Raw genomic sequence first — 20,893 nt, 5'->3', positions numbered from 1 at the left:
AGCATTGTACCTGCTAGAAATAGATAAAGATCAATAAACAGGTTGCTTTGCATTGGATAGTAAGGGTAAATAATCTTTATTCCATTTGGTGCCGGACACTACAGGATAGTTTAAAAGATACTACCCAGTAGTTTTAATCTTGAATCATCCTAGCGGTACAGCCTTGATTACTACCCATCAAGCATATATTCTGAAATTCCATGGATAGACGCAACTTCTTAAGACTAAGTACTATTTCGCCACTGTTGTTTTCTACCGTAGGCCAGTTAGTACAGGCAGGAATCCCGTATTCAGCAGAAAAAGAGACCGCCTCAGAATTTAGTAAGAGGTTGAAGCCAGTTGGAAGGATCTTGGAAACAGAAGGGTACTACGTGTGGGGTACCAGCCCAATAGTTGGACCAGACGGCAAAGTGCATGTGTTTTATTCCAGGTGGAAAGCTGACAAAGGAATGGGGGGCTGGATAAACCGATCAGAGATAGCCCATGCCGTTGCCAATACTCCTGATTCTGCCTTTGAATTGGTATCCACAGTGCTTGCGCCACGGGGAGAGGGCTTTTGGGACGGCACCACTTGCCATAATCCGCACATTAAGTTTGTAGATGGTAGATATTGCTTGTTTTACATGGGCAACTCCAATGGGAAGACTGATACCAAACGTATAGGCCTGGCAACCGCTGACTCACTATATGGCCCTTGGAAAAGACCCGATAAACCATTGTTGGAGGCGGGGAAAACCGGTGCCTGGGATGATCATTGCACCACCAACCCAGCTTTTCTCGAGCATTCCAGCGGCAAGTATTGGCTCTATTACAAGTCGTGGAATACCCATGAATACGAGAACTACACAGATCCTAAGATAAGGGGCAACCGCAAGTACGGATTAGCCATTTCAAACGCTTTAGAGGGGCCTTATAAGCGGTACAAGGGCAATCCTATTCTTGATTACTCTTCCCGCGGAAACAACATACAAGCTGAAGACGGGCACGTGTGGTACGAAGGGGGCAAGTATAAAATGCTGATGCGCGACATGGGCATTTTCAACCACCAGTACGGATTGTATGTAGAATCTAAGAACGGTATCAACTGGGGTGAGCCAAAAGTTGCTTATTACAATACAGATCATTATTTCAGCCAGCCACCAGCTCCAAAGCATTTATCTAAATACGGCAGGTTTGAGAGACCACAACTCCTGTTTCAGAATGGCCGTCCTACTCACTTGTTTGTGGCCTCGCAAGGTGGAAAATACATGACGTCAAGTCCTTTCGTTTTCCAGATCAATCCAGTAAGTGCCCCGCTTAAGGGGAGAAGCTAAATAGCCAGCCTCTTTGTTTAACAGCTGCTAACCCCAGGATTTAAGCATCTATACCTTTTTTTTTTGATTGTGACCTCTTTTCTGAAAAAGCTAGCAGATAGAGGAAATTTGTTGAGCAAAGGAGAATGTAGTTCGCACAAAGCATCAAATACAACTGGTTACCGAAAGTAAATAGCAATAAATGAATTTATTCTTACCTAAGGCCATGTGGGCTAACGCCACAACTCAAACCTTTATAGCAGCAGTTATAGCTTGCCTTTTCAGTTGTAGCGCCTCGGATACTACCACCAGTGCCAGCAGCGGTTCTGGTAAAATTAATCGCAAGGCATTGGTCACTCGGCACAATGTGGTGCTTACCAGTCCAGATACCTTGGCTTCGCTCTCAGTGGGGAATGGTGATTTCGCCTATACTGTAGATGTGTCGGGTTTGCAGAGCTTTCCTGAGTATTATGACAGGGGAGTTTCGTTGGGCACACAGTCGCAGTGGGGCTGGCATGTGATTCCTACGGACCAAAACTACACCATACAAGATGTTGCCCGCTATGATACCGCCGCCAATGGGAAAGTAATTCCGTTTCCAGTGCAGCACAAAGGTACTGGCCGCAAAGTAGATGCCATGAATTGGCTACGGACAAACCCGCACCGTCTGCATTTGGGCATAGTAGGGTTGGTTTTGCTAAAAGAAAATGGCGAACAAGTACAGGTGCAAGACCTACAGCAGATACAGCAAAAGCTGGATCTTTGGACAGGCAAAATAGAAAGCAAGTATGTAGTGGAAGGAGTTCCGGTAACCGTAGAGTTGTATGGACACCAGGAGCAAGACGGTATTTCTGCCAAGGTCACTTCGCCCTTGATCACCAAAGGCAGGCTGAAAGTATCTTTGAAGTTTCCATACGGTGCCACCTGTCACGTGTGCCCCGGGTATGATTGGGAAAACCAAAACAAGCATTCTACCACCCTGGCCCGTTCAGAAGCGAACGCCAACCAAGTACAACTAACGCGCAAATTAGACTCTACTGTTTACTACACCAGCGTACAGTGGAGGGAAGAAGGCCAATTTACCGAAAAGCAGAAACATCAGTTTGAACTTACGCCTTCGTCTAAAGAAGGAAGTTTGGAGTTCAGTGTATTGTTCACGCAGCGCCAAGTTATGGATGTTCCTGCTTTTAAGGAAACGCAGGCCAGCAGCGAAGAGGAGTGGAAAAAGTTCTGGACGGAAGGCGGCGTGATTGATTTCTCCGGTTCTACTGATCCTCGGGCCAAAGAATTGGAACGCCGTGTGATTTTGTCACAGTACCTGACCAAGATTCAATGCACAGGAGATTTGCCTCCGCAGGAGACTGGGTTAACTTTTAACAGCTGGTACGGCAAGCCCCACCTTGAGATGCACTGGTGGCATGGCGTCCACTTTGCCCTTTGGAACCGACTGGACCTATTGGAGAAAAGCTTGCCTTGGTATACCAAAGTAATTGATAAAGCAAGGGCCACGGCCAAGTGGCAGGGGTATGATGGGGTAAGATGGCAAAAAATGACCGACCCGAACGGGAACGAAAGCCCGTCTAGCGTGGGGCCTTATCTGGTCTGGCAGCAGCCGCACATTATCTATTTTGCAGAGCTGGTGTACCGTCAGAACCCTACCAAAGAAACGCTGGAGAAGTACCAGAACCTGGTGTTTGAAACAGCTAAGTTCATGGCTTCTTTTCCTACCTACAGCGAGAAAGATAAGAAGTACCATTTAGCCTCGCCCATCATTCCGGCACAGGAACTGTTCCCCGCCAAAGAAACCAATGATCCTCCGTTTGAGCTGGCTTACTGGTATTATGGTTTAACTACGGCACAGGAATGGCGCAAGCGCATGGGGCTACCAGCCGACAAAAAGTGGCAGGACGTGATTGACAAACTAGCGCCTTTGGCGATCAAAGAAGGTTTGTATCTGCCAAGTGCTACCCATCCGCAAGCCTACACCAATGATTTCTACCGTCGCGATCACCCGGTGGTGGTGGGCGCTTATGGTTACCTGCCTCTCAGCAATAAGGTTGACACCACCATTATGCTGAATACTTACAATGAGATTCTGAAGAAGTGGCAGTGGAATACAACCTGGGGGTGGGATTACCCCCTCATGGCCATGAGTGCTGCCCGCCTTAATTCGCCTGAGAAAGCGGTTGATGCCTTGTTCATGGATGCGCAGAAGAATACCTATTTGCCTAATGGTCATAATTACCAGGACGAGCGCCTGCGCATTTACCTGCCGGGCAATGGTGGGCTACTCACCGCAGTGGCTATGATGGCCGCCGGCTGGGACGGAGCACCTAACCGACCAACGCCAGGCTTCCCTAATAACGGAAAGTGGAAAGTAAGATGGGAAGGCTTGCATAAAATGCCTTAATAGATTGCTCATTTCTATAAAGCCAGTTGAGTGAAAGTAAAACAGAACCTAGATCTAATTAAAATAGTGAGGTATTCATTGATGCTGCGTTTTAAGAGGATGCGGAAACAAAGTCTGCTGGGGCTTTTGCTAGCGCTGATGCTAACTACAAGCGCCAGCACACCACCGTCAGACAAAATTCCAGCTTCTCTAAAGTGGTCTGAGCGGATGGCGCTATCCATTAAGAAAAACAACCCGGAGCCGTGGATGATTGAGTTTTCACAGAAGCCCGTCTGGAGTTATCCGCAGGGCTTGGTGCTACTCTCTATGGAGAAGATCTGGCGACAGAACCCGAAGCAGCATCAGCATTACCTGGAGTACATCAAAGCTTATGCAGACCTGATGATTGATGGAGAAGGCAACATCAAAACCTATGATGTATATACCTTCAACTTAGACATGATGAATTCGGGGAAGATTCTTTTCAATCTGTACGAGCAGACCAAAAACGAAAAGTATAAGAAAGCGATTGTTACTCTGCGGAACCAGTTGCAGTGGCAGCCCCGCACCACTGAAGGCGGCTACTGGCACAAACTGCGTTACCCGTGGCAAATGTGGTTGGACGGCGCGTACATGAGCGCACCGTTTCTGGCCCAGTATGGCAATACTTTCAACGACAACCAGGCTTTTGACATAGTAGCGAACCAGTTGATTTTACTGGAGCAGCACACGCGTGACCCTAAAACGGGACTGTTGTATCATGGCTGGGACGAAAGCAAATTACAGCCATGGGCTAACAAACAAACGGGCACCTCACCTAATTTCTGGGGACGGGCCATTGGCTGGTACGCTATGGCTTCGGTAGATGTGCTGGACTACTTTCCGCAGGAGCATCCTAAACGCAAAGACATAGTAGGCATTCTGCAACGCCTGGCACCAGCTCTGCAAAAGTACCAGGATGCAGAAAAAGGACTTTGGTACCAAGTAGTAGACCAAGGCAAGCGGAAAGACAACTACATGGAAGCCTCGGCCTCCAGCATGTTTGTGTATGCTTTAGCCAAAGGCGCTAACAAAGGCTATTTAGACAAGAGTTTCAGGAAAGTAGCCGAAAAAGGGCACCAAGGCTTGGTGAACCACCTCATTCAGGTGAAACCAGACGGCGAAGTGAACCTGACCCAGGTGTGCGCGGTGGCGGGCCTGAGTGCCGACCGTGATGGCTCTTATGACTATTACGTGAAAGAAAAAATCAGAACAGACGACCCTAAAGGAACCGGTCCTTTTATCCTGGCAAGTTTGGAATTAAACAAGTAATTAAACCACCATGCATCATATGTTCAGAAAATACAAAGCTCTTTCTTTCCTCTTCGTTCTGTTTGCTTTTGGGGTATTGGTACAAAGCTGCGCCAGTAAAACCGTGCAAAAAGAAGCCGAACAAGACCCTTGGAAGGAAATGGAAAAACTGAGAAAGCAGATTAAAGCCCCTACCTTCCCGAACCGTGATTTCCTGATCACCAATTATGGCGCGGTCGAAGGTGGAAAAGTAAAGAGCACCGAAGCTTTCAAGAAAGCCATTGAAGCCTGCAACAAAAGCGGCGGAGGACGGGTGATTGTGCCTACAGGTACTTTCCTGACCGGTGCCATTCACCTCAAAAGCAACGTAAACCTGCACCTGCAGGATAACGCCACCATCCTCTTCAGCCGTGATACCCTTGATTACCTGCCCGTGGTGTTTACCCGTTGGGAAGGCATGGAACTCATGAACTACTCCCCGTTCATCTATGCTTACGAGCAGGAGAACATTGCCATCACTGGTAACGGCACGCTTGACGGCAACTCTGATATGGAGAACTGGTGGCCGTGGTGCGGGGCGAAGAAATACGGTTGGAAAGAAGGCACGCCCAAACAGACGCCAGACCGAGCCTTATTACACCAGCAAAATCATCAGGAACTGGACGCCACCAAGCGCATCTACGGTCCCGGCCACCGGTTGCGGCCCCAGTTCGTGCAGCCTTACAAGTGCAAGAACGTGCTCATTAGCGGGGTGAAACTCATCAACTCCCCCATGTGGAACCTGCACCCGGTATTGTGCGAGAACGTGACCATTGACAATGTGAAAATAGTAACGCTTGGCCCCAACAACGACGGCTGCGATCCAGAATCTTGCAAGAACGTGCTCATCAAAGACTGCTACTTTGACACTGGAGATGACTGCATTGCCATCAAATCAGGCCGTAACGAAGACGGCCGAAGAATAGGCAAACCTTCAGAAAACATCATCATTGAAGGCTGCGAAATGAAAGAAGGCCACGGCGGCGTGGTTATAGGCAGTGAAATCTCAGGCGGCGCTCGCAACATCTACGCCATCAACTGCACCATGGACAGCCCTAATCTGGACCGGGTGCTGCGCATCAAGACTAGCTCGCAACGAGGAGGGATCATTGAGAACGTGTTCATGAAAGATGTGAAGGTAGGTACTTACAAAGAAGCGGCGGTGAAATGCAACATGTTCTATGAGGAGCCTGGCAACCACATGCCCGCCATCCGGAACGTGCTAGTGGAGAACCTGTACGTGGAAAACGGCGGCAAGTATGCCGTGATGGTGAAAGCCTATGAAGAGTCGCCGGTGGAGAATCTAAGATTGATTAACTGTGTTATCAATGGAGTAGATGAGCCCCTCAACATAGACCACGTGAAAGGCATGAAATTGGTGAACACCAAGATCAACGGCAAAGGCTACAACTCACAAAATGTGACGGCAGCCAACAAAGGACAGTAAGAATCAAGAGTATCAATCTTCTTGCAATTTTCTATACAAAAAGAGTCACCTGGTGTTTGAAATGCTCCTGCATCCAAACACCAGGTGACTCTTTTTGCTGCTTACGGGTTGTTTGAAGATGATGGCTTGAGCGAAAAGTATAAAGATGGCAACTACAATATCACTAAAGTTATTTCTATTGATTCAGGAGGGAGTACCACCATTCCCATTGCTGCTGACGAAAGTGCTTTTCGGGTCTAACTCGTAATTTTTTATTGAAGGCCATTTGAGTTCGTGTTTTCTCAATAGAATTCTTCGCTGAAGAGACGTTTATCTAAGTTTCTTGGTAAGGGATTCTAAAATAGACAATATAGACATGGCTTTCTCATTCGGTGGTACATTTGCCAACCTTAGAAAGCCATGTCTACTTTCGGGTATAGGCAAAAGCATTAAGTTGATTAAAGCTTTGCTACTGGGGGCAAAGCTATAACTAAGGCATGAGAAGCATCTTCAATTTGACTTAGTTAAGCTAGTAACAAACCTTACCAGAATTATTGGGGCTATTCTATCGTTTCGGGTTTGTTTTCTAAATAATGGGCTGAAAGTACAACCTTTTACCTTGCAGCGGTTTGAGTAATGCTTCTTTACCGTACACACTCACTATCTTCTTCTCTTCTTTTTATAGCCGTTCTTTTGAAAATACCTACAATACAGGAGGCCTAGAGGTAGCTGTTCTTTAGGGAAATTGAAGCTGTTGTGCAACAGTTTGCACAATTGAACTATCCTGCTTCTTCATCTGCTTTAGGTTCTTCTGTCTACTTTCTAAAATAAACAATTTCAAAATTTTCAATTACACCTGACCAAAGTGGATGCAATTTGATATTCTGATAACAGGCAATAATGGTTAAATGGAGGGTTTTTATTGTATGTTGAAGGATGGTGAAAACGGTCAAAATAATTTTTTTTAAAGAATTAATATTTTAAACATATGTTTATCTAGAAATTTTAATTAAATTTCAATGGTAAGACAAAAGGTTAACTAATCTCTAAAGAACTGCTTGCTACGAAAAGTAGTGGTTTGAAAAGGATCTTTCTTAATGATGTGTGCTATCGATTGCACATATGCGCTTTGATAGAGTTAACCATCTTTGGAAGTAGGTAACAGGTAGTAGCAGGAAAAACTCTTTGGGTGAATCAGAATTTCAAGTTCAGAGATACCTCGGGAGGTTGATTCTATTAGAAGTGCTTTTAACAAGTTGTTTAAATAATTACCCCCTATTTAAAATAATCTCATGGAACTCCTCGACAGAATTGATTCTACATCCGCCGTTCCTAAATACTTACAGGTGGTCAATGCAGTTATTGAAGATATTGAGGCCGGAATACTGAAATGTGGTGAACGTGTTCCGTCAATAAACGAAACCAGTGAGATGTATTACCTTTCGAGGGATACCATTGAAAAAGCTTATCGGGTATTACGGAAGAAAGGAATCATTAGCTCAGTTAAAGGGAAGGGCTGTTACATCAGTAGCGGGTTAAGCACAAATAAAGTACGGGTTTTACTGCTTTTTAATAAGTTAAGTGCTTACAAGAAGGCCATCTATTACTCTATTCTTAAGGTATTAGGCGAAGATGCAGTGGTGGATTTGCACATACACCATTATGATGGTAAAATTTGCAGTGGTTTAATCCAGGAGAATATTGGCAAATACGACTATTATGTGGTGATGCCTCATATTGCTACCAATGTGGATTCATTTACCCAAGCTTTAAATAAAATACCAGAAGATAAACTTATTCTTTTAGACAAGAATATAGATACCTACACAGGAAGCTGTGGTGCTGTTTACCAGGACTTCGAACGCGACATAAGGAAAGCGCTTCATTCTGGAGAAGACCTGTTAAGCAAATACCGCAAGTTTGTATTGGTCTACCCAAGAGAGATTTCTTACCCTATAGAAATAGTAAAAGGTTTCCGTCAATTCTGCAGGGAAATGTCTTTGGAGCATTCTGTCATAGGATGCATTCACCAAGAGCCGCTTACTGCCGGAACGGCTTATCTGGTTTTAGAGGAATCAGACTTGGCAAACCTCATCACAGAAACACGAGCAAAGGGCATGGTATTAGGCAAGGAAATAGGCCTGATCTCCTACAATGACACACCCCTTAAGAAGATACTGGATAATGGTATTACAGTGGTATCTACCAATCATGAGTTAATGGGTGAAACCGCCGGGTACATGATTAAGAACAAGCAAATAGAAAAAATTCATAACCCTTTTATGCTTGTTCGTAGAAATTCCCTTTAAGGAGTAAAATATAAACTTTGCTTCTGATGTAGGGGTGCCCACTGGTTGGTTGGTGAATTTTACTGCGCCATCCAAAATGCTTTTCATATAAAAGCGTTTTGGATGGCGTTTGGCTTAAATCAAGATTGCAAAACAGGTGTGCTGTTATAGAGAAAGTAGGTGAAAATTGGTTTGAAATGGCAGGATACAGCAGGATAGAAAGAATAAAGTATGGTTCTAAATTTGAAAAAGGCTTATGAAAAAACAGATATGTTAATAATAGTATTAGCCTAACACTGGTCTTTCCCATAACGCCTCGCCCTTTATGACTTAGAAACGAAATCTATAACTTTCTTCTAAGTAGAGTTCCTAATAATGTAGGATGTTTTGTAGAAAATCATACTATCCTGTAGCCTAACAGAGTAACAGCAGGGTTGTACTTGTTTTATATTTAAAAGTAGTTTTGATATGTCTGGAATTTCACCAATTAAGAACAATCGGAGGCTGTGGAAGCTAAAGTATTGTTTAGCATTTGTGCCTTTGAGTATGGCGGGAACTGCTCTTCCATATGAGGTTTTCTCTCATCCTTATGCAAATACAAATTCCATTTTACAATGGACTGTATCTGGAAAAGTTACTTCTAAGACAGGTGAGCCTTTGCCAGGGGTAACTGTTTTATTAAAAGGATCAACCACTGCTTCTTCAACTGGAGTAGATGGTAGTTTTACTTTATCTGTTCCAGAAGCATCAGGGGTATTGATTTTCTCCTATATAGGTTATACCACGCAGGAAAAAGCATTTACCGGTCCTGGTACCATCAATGTCGTCTTGTCTGATGATACCAAAGCACTGGAAGAGGTGGTAGTAGTTGGATATGGCACTCAGAAAAGAGCAGATATAACGGGTGCTATTGCGACACTTGATGCCAAAGCAATAGAAGAACGCCCAATTGCCAGAGTAGACCAGGCATTAGTGGGGCAAATGGCAGGGGTACGAGTACAGCAAACAAGTGGTTTGCCTGGAAAAGGATTCAGCATCCAGGTTAGGGGATCTGGGTCAATTACTGCGGGCAATGAGCCTTTGTATGTGATTGACGGTTTCCCTTTGGATGTATCAACGCAAAACTCAGCCGGAGGCTTCTCCCAGGGAAATCCACTTGATAACATCAACCCGAATGACATAGAGTCCATACAAGTACTGAAGGATGCTTCCGCAGCTGCAATTTACGGTTCACGGGGTGCCAACGGTGTTGTGATCATCACCACTAAAAAAGGTAAATCAGGCAAACCCAAAATCAATTACAATACCTACGCAGGTTGGAATGAGACCGCTAAAAAGTTAGATGTGCTTAGTGGGGAAGAGTGGATTGAGAGAGCCGTGGAGATGATCAACTTTAACTGGGTAAACTCCGGGGCCGGTAGAACAGCAAATCAGACTACAGCCCAAAGAAGAGCCATATTAGGACGTTTCAGTAACAGCTTGATGTTAGATGAGCGTTGGTTACAACCAGGTTATCCGGGTTTGAAGATAATAGACTGGCAGGATGAAATGTTCAGAAAAGGAATTGTGCAGAACCATCAGTTGTCAGCATCGGGTGGAACAGATGCCGTGAAGTATTTTGTTTCCGGAGATTATCTAAATCAGGAAGGTGTTGCAATAGGAGTTGGTTATAAGAGGTATTCAGGTAGAGCAAATGTAGAAGTTACGGCCAGTGATAAACTCAAATTTGGCGTTAACCTCAATCCATCATACTCCATTGCTACAGACCCTGGTGTTGAAGGAAAAGACCAGGCATTGCATAGAGCCGTTGGGTTTACTCCTGTACAGGAAGATACTGTAGGATTAGATGTGAACACTGGTAATTTCTTGCCCTATACTTGGGGTGTATCGCCTAATAGCCCTGTACGGGTAGTAGAGAATTCAATAGGTGAAGCTAAGACGTTCAGAACCTTGGTTACTTTGTTTGGAGAGTACAGTATTCTAAAAAATCTAAGGTTTAGAAGCACTATAAACTTGGATCATGCAGATGTAACAAATAAAAGCTTCACACCTTCTTTTGTGAGTGGACAGCGTGGAAACAGACTAGCTTCAGGAACGTTCAACGGGTACCGCAGACAAACTTTCGTGAATGAAAATACTTTATCTTATGACAGAGTATTTGCTGAAAAGCATAATGTATCTGCACTTGCGGGTCTCTCTTATAATATGGGTAATTTCAATAACTATCAAATTAGAAGTGCCGGTGGGTTTGGAACAGATGACATTACTACCCTAAATGCTGCTAACAATATCAATGTAGGAAGTACATTCACGTCAGAGAGCATGCACACTATGCTTTCTTACTTTGGTAGGTTACAATACAACTTTGCAGATCGTTATCTGTTTGGTTTTACTGTTCGTCGTGACGGTTCTTCAAGATTTGGTTCTGATACAAAATGGGGCACCTTCCCTTCGGCCTCAGTAGGCTGGAGAGTTTCTGAAGAAGCCTTCTTTGATAATGTACCGGTAATCAATGATTTAAAATTCAGAGGTAGCTGGGGAATCTCAGGAAACAATACCATTGGTAACTATGGCCATATAGCCTTGCTTGATTTTTCCAATTATACTTTCGGTGGTAACATAGCTACGGGTCAGGTGCCTGCAAATGCTCCCAATCCTAACTTAGGGTGGGAAGAATCAAGTACCATTGACATAGGCTTGGATATGGGTCTGTTCCAAAACCGTATTTTTACTTCTTTTGACTACTACACCAAGGTAAATTCTAACCTGCTGCTTAATATACCGGTGCCTACCGCCACCGGATTTGGAACTGCCCTTACCAACATTGGGGAAGTATTGAACAAAGGATGGGAGTTGGAGTTGACAACACGCAATTTGGAAGGTCCACTTTCTTGGACAACTAACCTGAACCTAAGCCACAATAAAAACGAAGTAAGGCAATTAGGTCCAAACAATACACCTATTCAGGGTGGCGACTTTGATACTCCTCATAGAATTCTGCAAGTAGGGTTACCATTGTGGAGCATTTATGTTGTTCAGCAGGATGGTATCCTAACCCAAGCCGATATTGACAACAAAGTACCACTTTATGGGAGACAAACCGTTGGTGATCCTAGATATGTAGATGCTGACAAAAATGGAGTAATCACAGCTGATGACAGAGTGGTTGTGGGTAAACCAAACCCAGATTATACCTGGGGCTTCACCAATACTTTCGCTTTCAAAGGCTTTGACTTGAGAGTACTGCTTCAAGGTCAATGGGGTGGAGAAATATATTCACTTTTTGGTAGGGCCATAGACAGACCAGGAATGGGCTTAGTAGAGAATCAGCTTGGCTTGAACCGTGACCGGTGGAGATCTCCTGAAAATCCTGGGGCAGGAGAGCGCGGAAAAGCCAATTCCAGCTTTGGCTTCCTGAAAAGTACCGCATGGTTATATTCTTCTGACTACTGGAGAGTGAGAAACATCACCTTAGGATATGATTTGGGTAGATTGATCACTAACAAGAAGTTGATACAAGGTGCCCGTCTGTATGTAAGTGCTGAAAACTGGTTCGGAAAAGATAAGTATGAAGGTGGATTCAATCCAGAAGCAGTGAATACAGGAGGCGATGACTATGGTGCTTTCCCACTATCCAAATCTGTGACCATGGGGTTGAACGTTTCGTTCTAATTGCTAGCTTAAAATACAATTGTGATGAAAAAGATTTCTTTATATATAAGTTTTATGTTGGTGGCAGGCCTGCTTTCTTGTGAAGACAAGTTGGAGCAAGCACCACTATCAGATGCTAGTTCGGCGAACTTCTACCGAAACGCTGCTGACTTTCAGCAGGCAGTAAATGGTATCTATGCTCAATTACGTCGTTATCCAGACCGTACTTTTGACCTTTCTGAAACGAGGTCAGATAATGTGTATGGTTCTTCCTCTACCGGGGTAAGAGAGTGGGACCCTGTGAATGACTTTGCAACTACACTGGAAAATAATACACTAGTAGCGGAGGCTTGGAACAACAATTTCAATGGAATCATGAGGGCAAACACAGTATTGGATAGAATCAATGCTGCTGCTGTTCCTGAAGAGCCCTTAAGAAATAGGTTAGAAGGTGAAGCCAGATTCCTGAGAGCATTTTACTATTTTGATTTAGTAAGATGGTTCGGAGGAGTGCCTTTGTACCAAACCGTTGTGAGTCCTGCTGAAGCACTAAACATACCCAGAAGTTCTGTGGAAGAGGTGTATGCCTTGATCATGGCTGACCTGAATAAAGCAATCACACTTTTGCCTGGCACCTATAGTGCTGCCGACAGAGGGAGAGCTACCAACTGGGCTGCTAAAGCTTTAATGGCTCGTGTTCATTTAACTCGCTCAGGACCTACCTATGGTATAAAAGGACCTGGTTTAAACGTGAATGAATATTCGCAGGCGCTCACTTTGTTGAATGATATAATTAACAATGGTCCGTTCTCCTGGGTAAGTAATTACGCCAGTATCTTTTCTTATACAAATGAGAACAACCCAGATATCGTTTTTGATATTCAATTTAGAAAAGGTGGATTAGGCCTTGGAACTACTTTGCCTGGCTACATGGGACCTCCTGCCTACTTTAATGCCATCCCTGGTATCCCATCTGGGCAGTCTGGCGTGGAGATGAGGGAGATATCTACTGATTTACTGACTGCTTATAAACCCGGTGATGTGCGGAAAGCTTTTACCATCCAAAGTGGCTTCAGAGATGTTAATGGCAACATAGAAACCAGATCATTTTACAGGAAGTTTTTGGATGAGAGAGATCCTGGCCTTGACCGTACTGACTGGCCTATTAACTTTCCGGTGATCAGATATACAGATGTACTACTCATGAAAGCCGAAGCTATTTTAAAAAGTGGATCAGGAGGAAGTCAGCAGGACGTTGATGTAATAGTGAACAGAGTAAGAGCTAGAGCAGGGTTGCAGCCAATTACAGGTGTAACATTAAATATGCTCTTAGAAGAAAGAAGATTGGAGTTTGCAGGTGAAGGACATCGGTGGCATGATCTGGTGCGCTTTGGCAGAGTAATAGAGGTGATGAATACCTGGTTGCCCAAGGAGGACGAGCTGAATCGTATGGCTGAAAGCATCAACCCTAACTTTGTTATCTATCCAATTCCATTTACGCAATTAACCGTAAGGGAAGGTTTGTACGAGCAAAATCCTGGTTATTAATTAGAAGTGAGTTTACTTTCCGAAGTTAATCTTAAAACAAAGGAGCGCACCAACTGGTGCGCTCCTTTGTTTTAAGAAGACCGAGGCTTAGCTACATACTCCTTTTTGCCTTAAGTTTTCGTTTTGACCCGCTTTCCCAAAATATGGTCATAAAACACCTGTACCGGACATAACAGGATAGTAACTCCAAGCAGGTCTTATAGCTTTGATAGGTTGCAGGTTAAATGGTGTCGCTGGGGGGTAAGTACGCTGCAGGTGACCTCAGCCCTTTGTAAGAACAAAATTGAAACCTATGCTTGATAAACGAATTGGTGCATTTGCTCTGATGGTGCTGGTCGCCTGCCAGTCACAGAATGTTTCTATGGCGCCAACCAATACCGCCCCTAAGCAAAATGTAGCTGAAATCTCCGCACCGGATAAACTGAACCAAGAGCGTCCGCTCCGCTATAAGCCTGAAGGAACAGATTTCTGCATCATCAATGGTACGAAGCGCTTTAACCGAGCTTTGTATGGAACCGGAACAGCGTTCCGAGTAGAAACAGGAGACTTGCCGGAGTTCTTAATGTACATGCCTGGCAAAGGCGGTAACCTGAAACTAGGAATCGCAACAGACGCGGGAAACAAATGGCTCACCGATGCAGCGCGTATTAAGGCCATCTACAGTCCGGGTACTATGCGGTACGAAATCAAAGATCCGTTGTTAGGAGAGGGGCAGTTGAACCTGCAGGTACTGGCCATGGCGGCCGAGGATGGGTTGGTGATGTCTCTGGAGTCAACAACTGATCAGCCCTTTGAACTCATCTGGGTCTACGGCGGAGCAAGTGGTCATAAACCGTCCCGGGATGGAGACATTGGCGCCGACCCGGAAGAAGGATTTTACCTGCACCCAGACCATTGCAAGGGAAATGTATTCGAAATAAAAAGCAATTCCTTTCTCCTGGGTTTTGAAACCGGTAAACTGAGAGGTGACACTTCTAAACAGAAGGTGCAGGAGAAAGGCTCACAGATTTTTGGGGTAGTTGCTCCGGGTTCTGTGCTCAAGATAGGCGATGCCCATCAGCAAAGCTCTCCCAAAGCATTGTTGCAATCCAACGCCTCAGACTTACCAGTGGTGGTAGGCAGACAGAAAATTCAGGGAAAGCAGAAGGTGTACTTTGGGCTGCAGAATCACTTGAGCGCAAAAGCAAAGACCTACCAGGAATTGCCAAAGGTTTTTCAGAAAGCAGATGAGCAGCGGCAGAAGATAGCGGGGCAGGTGAAAATTGTAACCCCTGACCCCTATCTGAATACCTTAGGCGGAGCCTTGAGTATTGCCGCTGATGCCATCTGGGATGGTAAAAGTTACATGCACGGAGCCATAGCCTGGCGCATGCCGCTTAATGGTTGGCGCGGAACCTATGTGGCCGATGCCCTGGGCTGGCACGATAGAGCACGTACCCATTTCAAGGGGTACAGTGAAGCACAGGTGACAGAGCCAGCCAGCGGACCTGTGGTACCAGACTCCTCCAGAAACCTGGCCAGGCAGAAAGAAGAAATAGGAATTTCTTTGTACACCAACGGGTACATTTCCCGCAATCCCACTCCTAAAAAGGTGGCCCATCACTATGACATGAACATGGTGTTCATTGATGAGATGCTTCGGCATTTTCTGTGGACGGGTGACAAGACCTATATTCAGGAAGCCTGGCCCATCATTGAACGACACTTGGCGTGGGAGAAGCGGAATTTCGACGCTGATAATGATGGTTTGTATGATGCTTATGCCAGTTTCTGGGCCAGCGATGCCGTTCAATACAGCGGCGGGGGCGTCACCCATTCCTCGGCGTACCATTACTTTTCCAACAAAACCGTAGCCAGGTTAGCTGCCCTTCTGGGCAAGAACTCTGAACCTTATAAACAAGAAGCAGAGAAGATAAAGAAGGCCATTGGGGCCACCATGTGGATGCCAAAGCAAGGCTGGTACGCTGAATACAAAGACCTGTTGGGATTGCAAAAGCTGCATACTTCTGCCGGACTCTGGACCGTGTACCACACCCTTGACTCGGAAGTGCCAGACCCGTTCCAGGCGTACCAAATGCTGCGCTACGTAGACACACAAATTTCGCACATTCCCATCAAGAACTCAGACTTGCCCAAAGAGGAGCTGGTGACCTTAACCACTTCCAATTGGATGCCTTACACGTGGTCGGTGAATAACGTGGCACTGGCAGAGGTAGCGCATACGGCTTTGGCGTATTGGCAGGCAGGTCGTACAGAAGAGGCCAACAAACTGATGCGGAGTGTGCTCATAGAAAGCATGTACATGGGCTCCAGTCCGGGTAATTTTCAACAGTTGTCGCACTACGACCATTACCGGGGAGAACTGTACCGCGACTTTGCCGATGGCATTGGAATTAGCTCCAGAGCAGTTGTAGAAGGAATGTTCGGGATTCTGCCCGATATGTTGGCTGGTGAACTGACGGTGCGTCCCGGTTTACCGGCAGACTGGAACCACGCCAGTATAGAAACGCCTGATGTGGTTTATGCCTTTAAAAGAGAGGGAGACAAGGAAACCTATACCATTGAGCCGCGCTTCGGGAAACCGTTAAAGCTAAAGTTCAGAGCTGCCGCCTTGAAAGACAGGGTCGCTTCCGTATTGGTGAATGGAAAGCCTGTGAATTGGACCAGTTTTCTGGAAAACGTTGGAAAACCGCAGATTGAGATTCTTCCAGCATTGGCCAACAAATATGAAGTAAGCATTACCTGGGCAGGAGACAAACCAGCTGAAATGAAGCATGCTGCAGTTGCGGCCAATGGTGCAGGGTTCTTGGTGGACGCAGGAAAAGCCCAGGTCCTGGAAGTCAGAGATCCGCAGCAGATTCTGGCAAGCTCTACTCCTAAAGGCAACCGGGTAGAGGCGAGCGTCGCCGGCGAGGTAGGGCACCATTCCTTCTTTGTGCTTGCCAAGCAGGGGCAGCTAACCTGGTGGCAACCCATTGATTTTGAAGTGTGGGAGCCTTTTAATTTAGTAGTTATCCATAAACCGGGAGCGGCCAAAAATCAGTTGGTTTTACAGAACAACACCGCCTCGGAGTTCAGTGAAGAAGTTACCATCTCCACCGGCAATTTCACTCAGAAACAGAAATTGGCAGTCGCTCCATTTGGCTCTTCCACCCCGGTAATAATTCCCGTGGGGCAGTTACAACCCGGCACCAATCTGGTGCGCATGGAAGCGAAGGGGAAAGTCATTGCTACGGGCGAACTTACGAATTGGGAAGTGTCTATGTCAATTGCTAAGCAGAAGTTAGAGGTAGTAGACTTAACTCCGCATTTCAACGATAGAGTCACGCAGATCTTCCGGAACGAGTACCTTTCGCCTCGGCCTGCTACGGCTACTCTGCAGCTACCGAAGCAAGGCATCGGGAACTGGTGCTATCCATTGGTGACGGCAGAAATAGATGACGCGGGCTTGCGTGCCAAAGCCGGAGAAAACGGCGTTTTCCATTTAGCAAACGGATTGCAGTTTAAGACAGCTGGTCCGGGAAATAGCAAGAACATCCTCTTTACCAGTCAGTGGGACAATTACCCAGATGCCGCCACCGTGCCCCTGACTGGAAGCGCCTCACATGCCTACCTGCTAATGGCCGGCTCCACCAACCCCATGCAGTCGCGCTTTGATAATGGAGAGGTGGTGGTGACCTATGCAGACAACTCGCAGGAAAAACTGACGCTCCGGAACCCGGAAACCTGGTGGCCCATTGAGCAGGACTACTACATCAACGAGTACTCATTCACGGTAAATAAACCAAAGCCCATCAGGGTCCACCTGAAAACCGGTGACGTGATCCAGAACTTCAACTATTCAGACATCAAAGGCTTTGCTTACAACAGCTATATCCCTGGTGGCGCTGCTACCGTGCTGGATCTTCCGTTAGACCCAAGCAAAAAGCTGAAGTCTTTGGAAGTGAAAACCCTGGCAAACGACGTAGTGATTGGCCTCATGGGCGTGACCCTGGTAAGAAAATAGCTGCTAATCAGTAGGAGGAAGCCTTACACAAGCAGGTTACAGCAGGATAATCAGCCGGAAGGGCTTTGCTATATTTAGCATGGATGAAACTTTAAAAGCTCATCCGGTAGGTGTTTTCTGTTTTAAACCCAAGGCTTCCTCTTATGATCAAGCAACGTTTCCTTAGCCTTTCCCTGGTGCTTGCTTCAGGTTTTTTGCTAGGGCTGGCGCCGCAAAAGGTGCAGCCCAACATCATCATCATCTTAGCCGATGACATGGGCTATTCTGACCTGGGTAGCTTTGGGTCTGAGATCCAGACGCCGCAGTTAGATGCCCTGGCCAAAGGCGGCCTTAAAATGACGCAGTTCTACAACGCCTCCCGGTGCTGCCCCACCCGGGCTTCTTTGCTCACGGGCGTTTATCCGCACCAGGCCGGCGTGGGACACATGGTGAACGAGCGCGAGCACCCGTCTTACCGCGGCATGCTGAACGAGGAGTGCGTGACCATTGCCGAAGCCCTGAAAGAAGGCGGTTACAACACCCTGATGACCGGCAAGTGGCACCTGAACGACCGCAAAGAACACTGGCCGGTAAAGCAGGGCTTTGACCGGTACTTCGGGTTGCTGGACGGGGCCAATAGCTACTTCGGGAACCGACCTTACCGGCCCAATCAGAAGCTCACCTACGGTCTGGACGATGCGGCTTACACGCCCGGCAAAGACTTCTACGCCACCAACGCCTACACCGATTTTGCTTTAAAATTCATAGACGAGCGCAAAGAAAAAGCCAAGCCTTTCTTTCTGTACCTGGCCTATACCGCCCCGCATTGGCCGCTACACGCCCTGGAAACAGACATTGCCAAATACCGCGGTAAGTACAGCAAAGGCTGGGATGTGCTGCGCGAGGAGCGGTTCAAACGCATGAAGGCCTTGGGCATTCTGCCCCAGACGGCCAAGCTATCCCCCAGAGACGAAGAAGTGCCCGCCTGGGAATCTGTGCCTGCTGCGGAAAGGAAAATATGGGAGGAGAAAATGGCAGTGTACGCGGCCATGGTAGACAGAATGGACCAGAACATAGGACGCCTGCGCCAGAAACTGAAAGAAACCGGTGAAGACAAAAATACCATCATCATGTTCCTGTCAGATAACGGCGGCAGTTACGAAGACATTGACGGTCCAGCCTTCACGCCTGAAATTCTGGCCGCCAGTAAGATGCCGGCCAGTGATCCTGCTTCTTTCACGGCATACGAGTACGAAGGGGCCAACCTGAGCAACACGCCTTTCCGGAAGTTCAAGCGCTGGGAGCACGAAGGCGGCATTTCCACGCCGTTTATCGCCTATTTTCCCAATACTATCAAGCCCGGCAGCATCAACCATCAGCCGGCCCACATCATTGATTTGATGGCCACTACGCTGGATTTAGCCGGAGTGGCTTATCCTAAAACCTATCAGGGGAAAACCATCAAACCCATGGAAGGCATCAGCCTGGCGCCTTTGTTTAAAGGGCAGAAATGGCAGGGGCACGACGCCATCTTCTTTGAGCACGAAGGCAACCGCGCCGTGCGGCAGGGCGACTGGAAGCTAGTGTCTATGTTCCCGGAGAATAAGTGGGCGCTCTACAACATTAAAACAGACAGGTCAGAGTTAAACGACCTTAGTGCTCAGAATCCGAAAAAGGTGCAGGAAATGGAAGCCCTTTACAACGCCTGGGCTACACGCGCCAATGTGGTGCCGTTTGCGCAGTTGTTGGAGTATGATAAGCAGAAAAAAAGCAAATGAAGCAATTTCTCCTTCTCATCGGGTTTCTAATGGTCATGGCTGCTTGCAAAGAGCAGGCACCGGAACACGTGCCCGCTGGCATGCAGTACATTCCGGAAGGGTCTTTCCTGAGAACAGTAGGAGAGGACCAGCAGGAGGTAGAACTAGAAGGATTTCTGCTGGACCAGCATCCGGTAACTGTAGCCGAGTTTAGGACCTTTATTCAGAAAACCGGCTATAAAACAGACGCAGAGAAGTTCGGGGATGCCGGGGTTTTTGATCCGGAGAAAAAGACCTGGACCTTGGTAGCCGGCGCGAATTGGGAGTATCCTTTAGGCAAAGGAACCGCCAAAGCTGAGGACAACCACCCCGTAACGCAGGTGAGCTGGAATGACGCCGTGGCGTACTGCAAATGGGCCGGCAAACGCCTGCCCACCGAGTATGAGTGGGAGTACGCAGCCCGCAGCAACGGCAAAAACAACACCCGCTACAGCTGGGGAAACAAGCTGGTAGAAAATAACCAGTTCAAATCCAACGTGTGGCAGGGGAGCTTCCCGGGAAACAACACCGGAGAGGATGGTTATCCCTATACCGCTCCGGTGGGAATCTTCGGGAAAACGGGGCACGGCCTGACGGATATGGGCGGGAACGTGTGGCAATGGACATCGGAGGCTTTCATGGAGGAGGGGCAACCGCAGATGCCCGACGTGATGCTTCTGAAAGGCGGTTCGTTCATGTGCGATTCCACGTTTTGCCACAACTACCAGATCAATGGGCGTACGTCCTCTTCCCGCGAGACCGCGCTCTTCCATACCGGTTTTAGGTGCGCCAAGTCCATCTAATTCCTGAACTTGAAATCAATAGAAAGAACAGATAAAGATATGCAGCGATTTGCTTTTAAAATGAAACTAAAACCTGGTTGCGAAGCCGAATATCAAAAGCGCCATGATGCCATCTGGCCGGAGCTCTCGCAGTTATTGAAAGAAGCTGGCGTAAGCGACTATTCCATTTTTCTGGATGCAGAAACCAACACCTTGTTTGCCGTGCAGAAACAGCAGGGCGCTTCTTCCCAGGATTTAGGCACTACTGAGATTGTGCAGAAGTGGTGGGCTTACATGGCCGACATCATGGAAACCAACCCCGACAATTCACCCGTCTCGGTTCCTCTAAAAGAGGTGTTCTACATGGCGTAACCTCCACCTAGAGTAAACTAGCAGCTTGATTGACG

General features: G+C 46.7%; 12 protein-coding genes. All 12 read left to right on the top strand.

Annotated features, from left to right (window positions below; genetic code table 11):
- Positions 1-200: 200 nt before the first annotated feature.
- The 12 genes from DC20_RS01260 to rhaM all read left to right on the top strand — a co-directional run bounded on the left by DC20_RS01260 (position 201) and on the right by rhaM (position 20,858).
- A complete protein-coding gene (locus DC20_RS01260; RefSeq protein ID WP_062542165.1) occupies positions 201-1,313 on the top strand; it encodes a glycoside hydrolase family protein in 1,113 nt (370 codons plus the stop codon).
- A gap of 181 nt (positions 1,314-1,494) precedes the next feature.
- Entirely contained in the window at positions 1,495-3,702 is a 2,208-nt protein-coding gene (locus DC20_RS01255) for a hypothetical protein (protein WP_218918728.1), read from the top strand.
- A 138-nt stretch (positions 3,703-3,840) separates the two neighbouring features.
- Positions 3,841-4,992 (top strand): glycoside hydrolase family 88/105 protein, encoded by a 1,152-nt coding sequence (locus DC20_RS01250; RefSeq protein WP_245652279.1) that lies wholly within the window; start codon positions 3,841-3,843, stop codon positions 4,990-4,992.
- A 19-nt stretch (positions 4,993-5,011) separates the two neighbouring features.
- Positions 5,012-6,457: a glycoside hydrolase family 28 protein gene (locus DC20_RS01245; RefSeq protein WP_157593334.1), complete on the top strand. Its 1,446-nt coding sequence runs from the start codon at positions 5,012-5,014 to the stop codon at positions 6,455-6,457.
- A gap of 84 nt (positions 6,458-6,541) precedes the next feature.
- Complete coding sequence (locus tag DC20_RS22240; RefSeq protein ID WP_083470205.1) at positions 6,542-6,697, top strand: DUF5110 domain-containing protein; 156 nt, start codon at positions 6,542-6,544, stop codon at positions 6,695-6,697.
- A gap of 1,031 nt (positions 6,698-7,728) precedes the next feature.
- Positions 7,729-8,745 carry a GntR family transcriptional regulator gene (locus DC20_RS01240; protein WP_062542162.1) on the top strand — a complete coding sequence of 339 codons (1,017 nt, stop codon included), beginning with the start codon at positions 7,729-7,731 and terminating at the stop codon, positions 8,743-8,745.
- A gap of 636 nt (positions 8,746-9,381) precedes the next feature.
- Positions 9,382-12,396 carry a SusC/RagA family TonB-linked outer membrane protein gene (locus DC20_RS01235; protein ID WP_245652278.1) on the top strand — a complete coding sequence of 1,005 codons (3,015 nt, stop codon included), beginning with the start codon at positions 9,382-9,384 and terminating at the stop codon, positions 12,394-12,396.
- A gap of 24 nt (positions 12,397-12,420) precedes the next feature.
- On the top strand, positions 12,421-13,923 hold the full coding sequence (locus DC20_RS01230) for a RagB/SusD family nutrient uptake outer membrane protein (RefSeq protein ID WP_062542160.1): 1,503 nt from the start codon (positions 12,421-12,423) through the stop codon (positions 13,921-13,923).
- Positions 13,924-14,215: 292 nt separating this feature from the next.
- Positions 14,216-17,929, top strand: a complete 3,714-nt coding sequence (locus DC20_RS01225) for a DUF4450 domain-containing protein (protein ID WP_062542159.1) — start codon at positions 14,216-14,218, stop codon at positions 17,927-17,929.
- A 143-nt stretch (positions 17,930-18,072) separates the two neighbouring features.
- The gene (locus DC20_RS01220) at positions 18,073-19,686 is read left to right on the top strand and encodes an arylsulfatase (RefSeq protein ID WP_062542158.1); all 1,614 of its coding nucleotides are present in this window, start codon (positions 18,073-18,075) and stop codon (positions 19,684-19,686) included.
- Positions 19,683-20,507: a formylglycine-generating enzyme family protein gene (locus DC20_RS01215; RefSeq protein ID WP_062542157.1), complete on the top strand. Its 825-nt coding sequence runs from the start codon at positions 19,683-19,685 to the stop codon at positions 20,505-20,507. Before DC20_RS01220 ends, DC20_RS01215 begins: the two co-directional genes overlap by 4 nt.
- 39 nt (positions 20,508-20,546) lie before the next feature.
- Positions 20,547-20,858: an L-rhamnose mutarotase gene (rhaM, locus tag DC20_RS01210; protein ID WP_062542156.1), complete on the top strand. Its 312-nt coding sequence runs from the start codon at positions 20,547-20,549 to the stop codon at positions 20,856-20,858.
- The last annotated feature ends 35 nt before the right edge of the window (positions 20,859-20,893 follow it).

The sequence above is a fragment of the Rufibacter tibetensis genome, from assembly GCF_001310085.1.
Classification (GTDB): Bacteria; Bacteroidota; Bacteroidia; order Cytophagales; family Hymenobacteraceae; genus Nibribacter; species Nibribacter tibetensis.
This window is presented reverse-complemented; position numbering and strand designations above follow the sequence as displayed.

Bases quoted from the DNA above. Each gene is read 5' to 3' on its own strand.
- DC20_RS01250 (WP_245652279.1), top strand. From the start codon at position 3,841: ATGCTAACTACAAGCGCCAGCACACCACCGTCAGACAAAATTCCAGCT.
- DC20_RS01255 (WP_218918728.1), top strand. From the start codon at position 1,495: ATGAATTTATTCTTACCTAAGGCCATGTGGGCTAACGCCACAACTCAA.
- rhaM (WP_062542156.1), top strand. From the start codon at position 20,547: ATGCAGCGATTTGCTTTTAAAATGAAACTAAAACCTGGTTGCGAAGCC.
- DC20_RS01225 (WP_062542159.1), top strand. From the start codon at position 14,216: ATGCTTGATAAACGAATTGGTGCATTTGCTCTGATGGTGCTGGTCGCC.
- DC20_RS01220 (WP_062542158.1), top strand. From the start codon at position 18,073: ATGATCAAGCAACGTTTCCTTAGCCTTTCCCTGGTGCTTGCTTCAGGT.
- DC20_RS01230 (WP_062542160.1), top strand. From the start codon at position 12,421: ATGAAAAAGATTTCTTTATATATAAGTTTTATGTTGGTGGCAGGCCTG.
- DC20_RS01260 (WP_062542165.1), top strand. From the start codon at position 201: ATGGATAGACGCAACTTCTTAAGACTAAGTACTATTTCGCCACTGTTG.
- DC20_RS01240 (WP_062542162.1), top strand. From the start codon at position 7,729: ATGGAACTCCTCGACAGAATTGATTCTACATCCGCCGTTCCTAAATAC.
- DC20_RS01245 (WP_157593334.1), top strand. From the start codon at position 5,012: ATGTTCAGAAAATACAAAGCTCTTTCTTTCCTCTTCGTTCTGTTTGCT.
- DC20_RS01215 (WP_062542157.1), top strand. From the start codon at position 19,683: ATGAAGCAATTTCTCCTTCTCATCGGGTTTCTAATGGTCATGGCTGCT.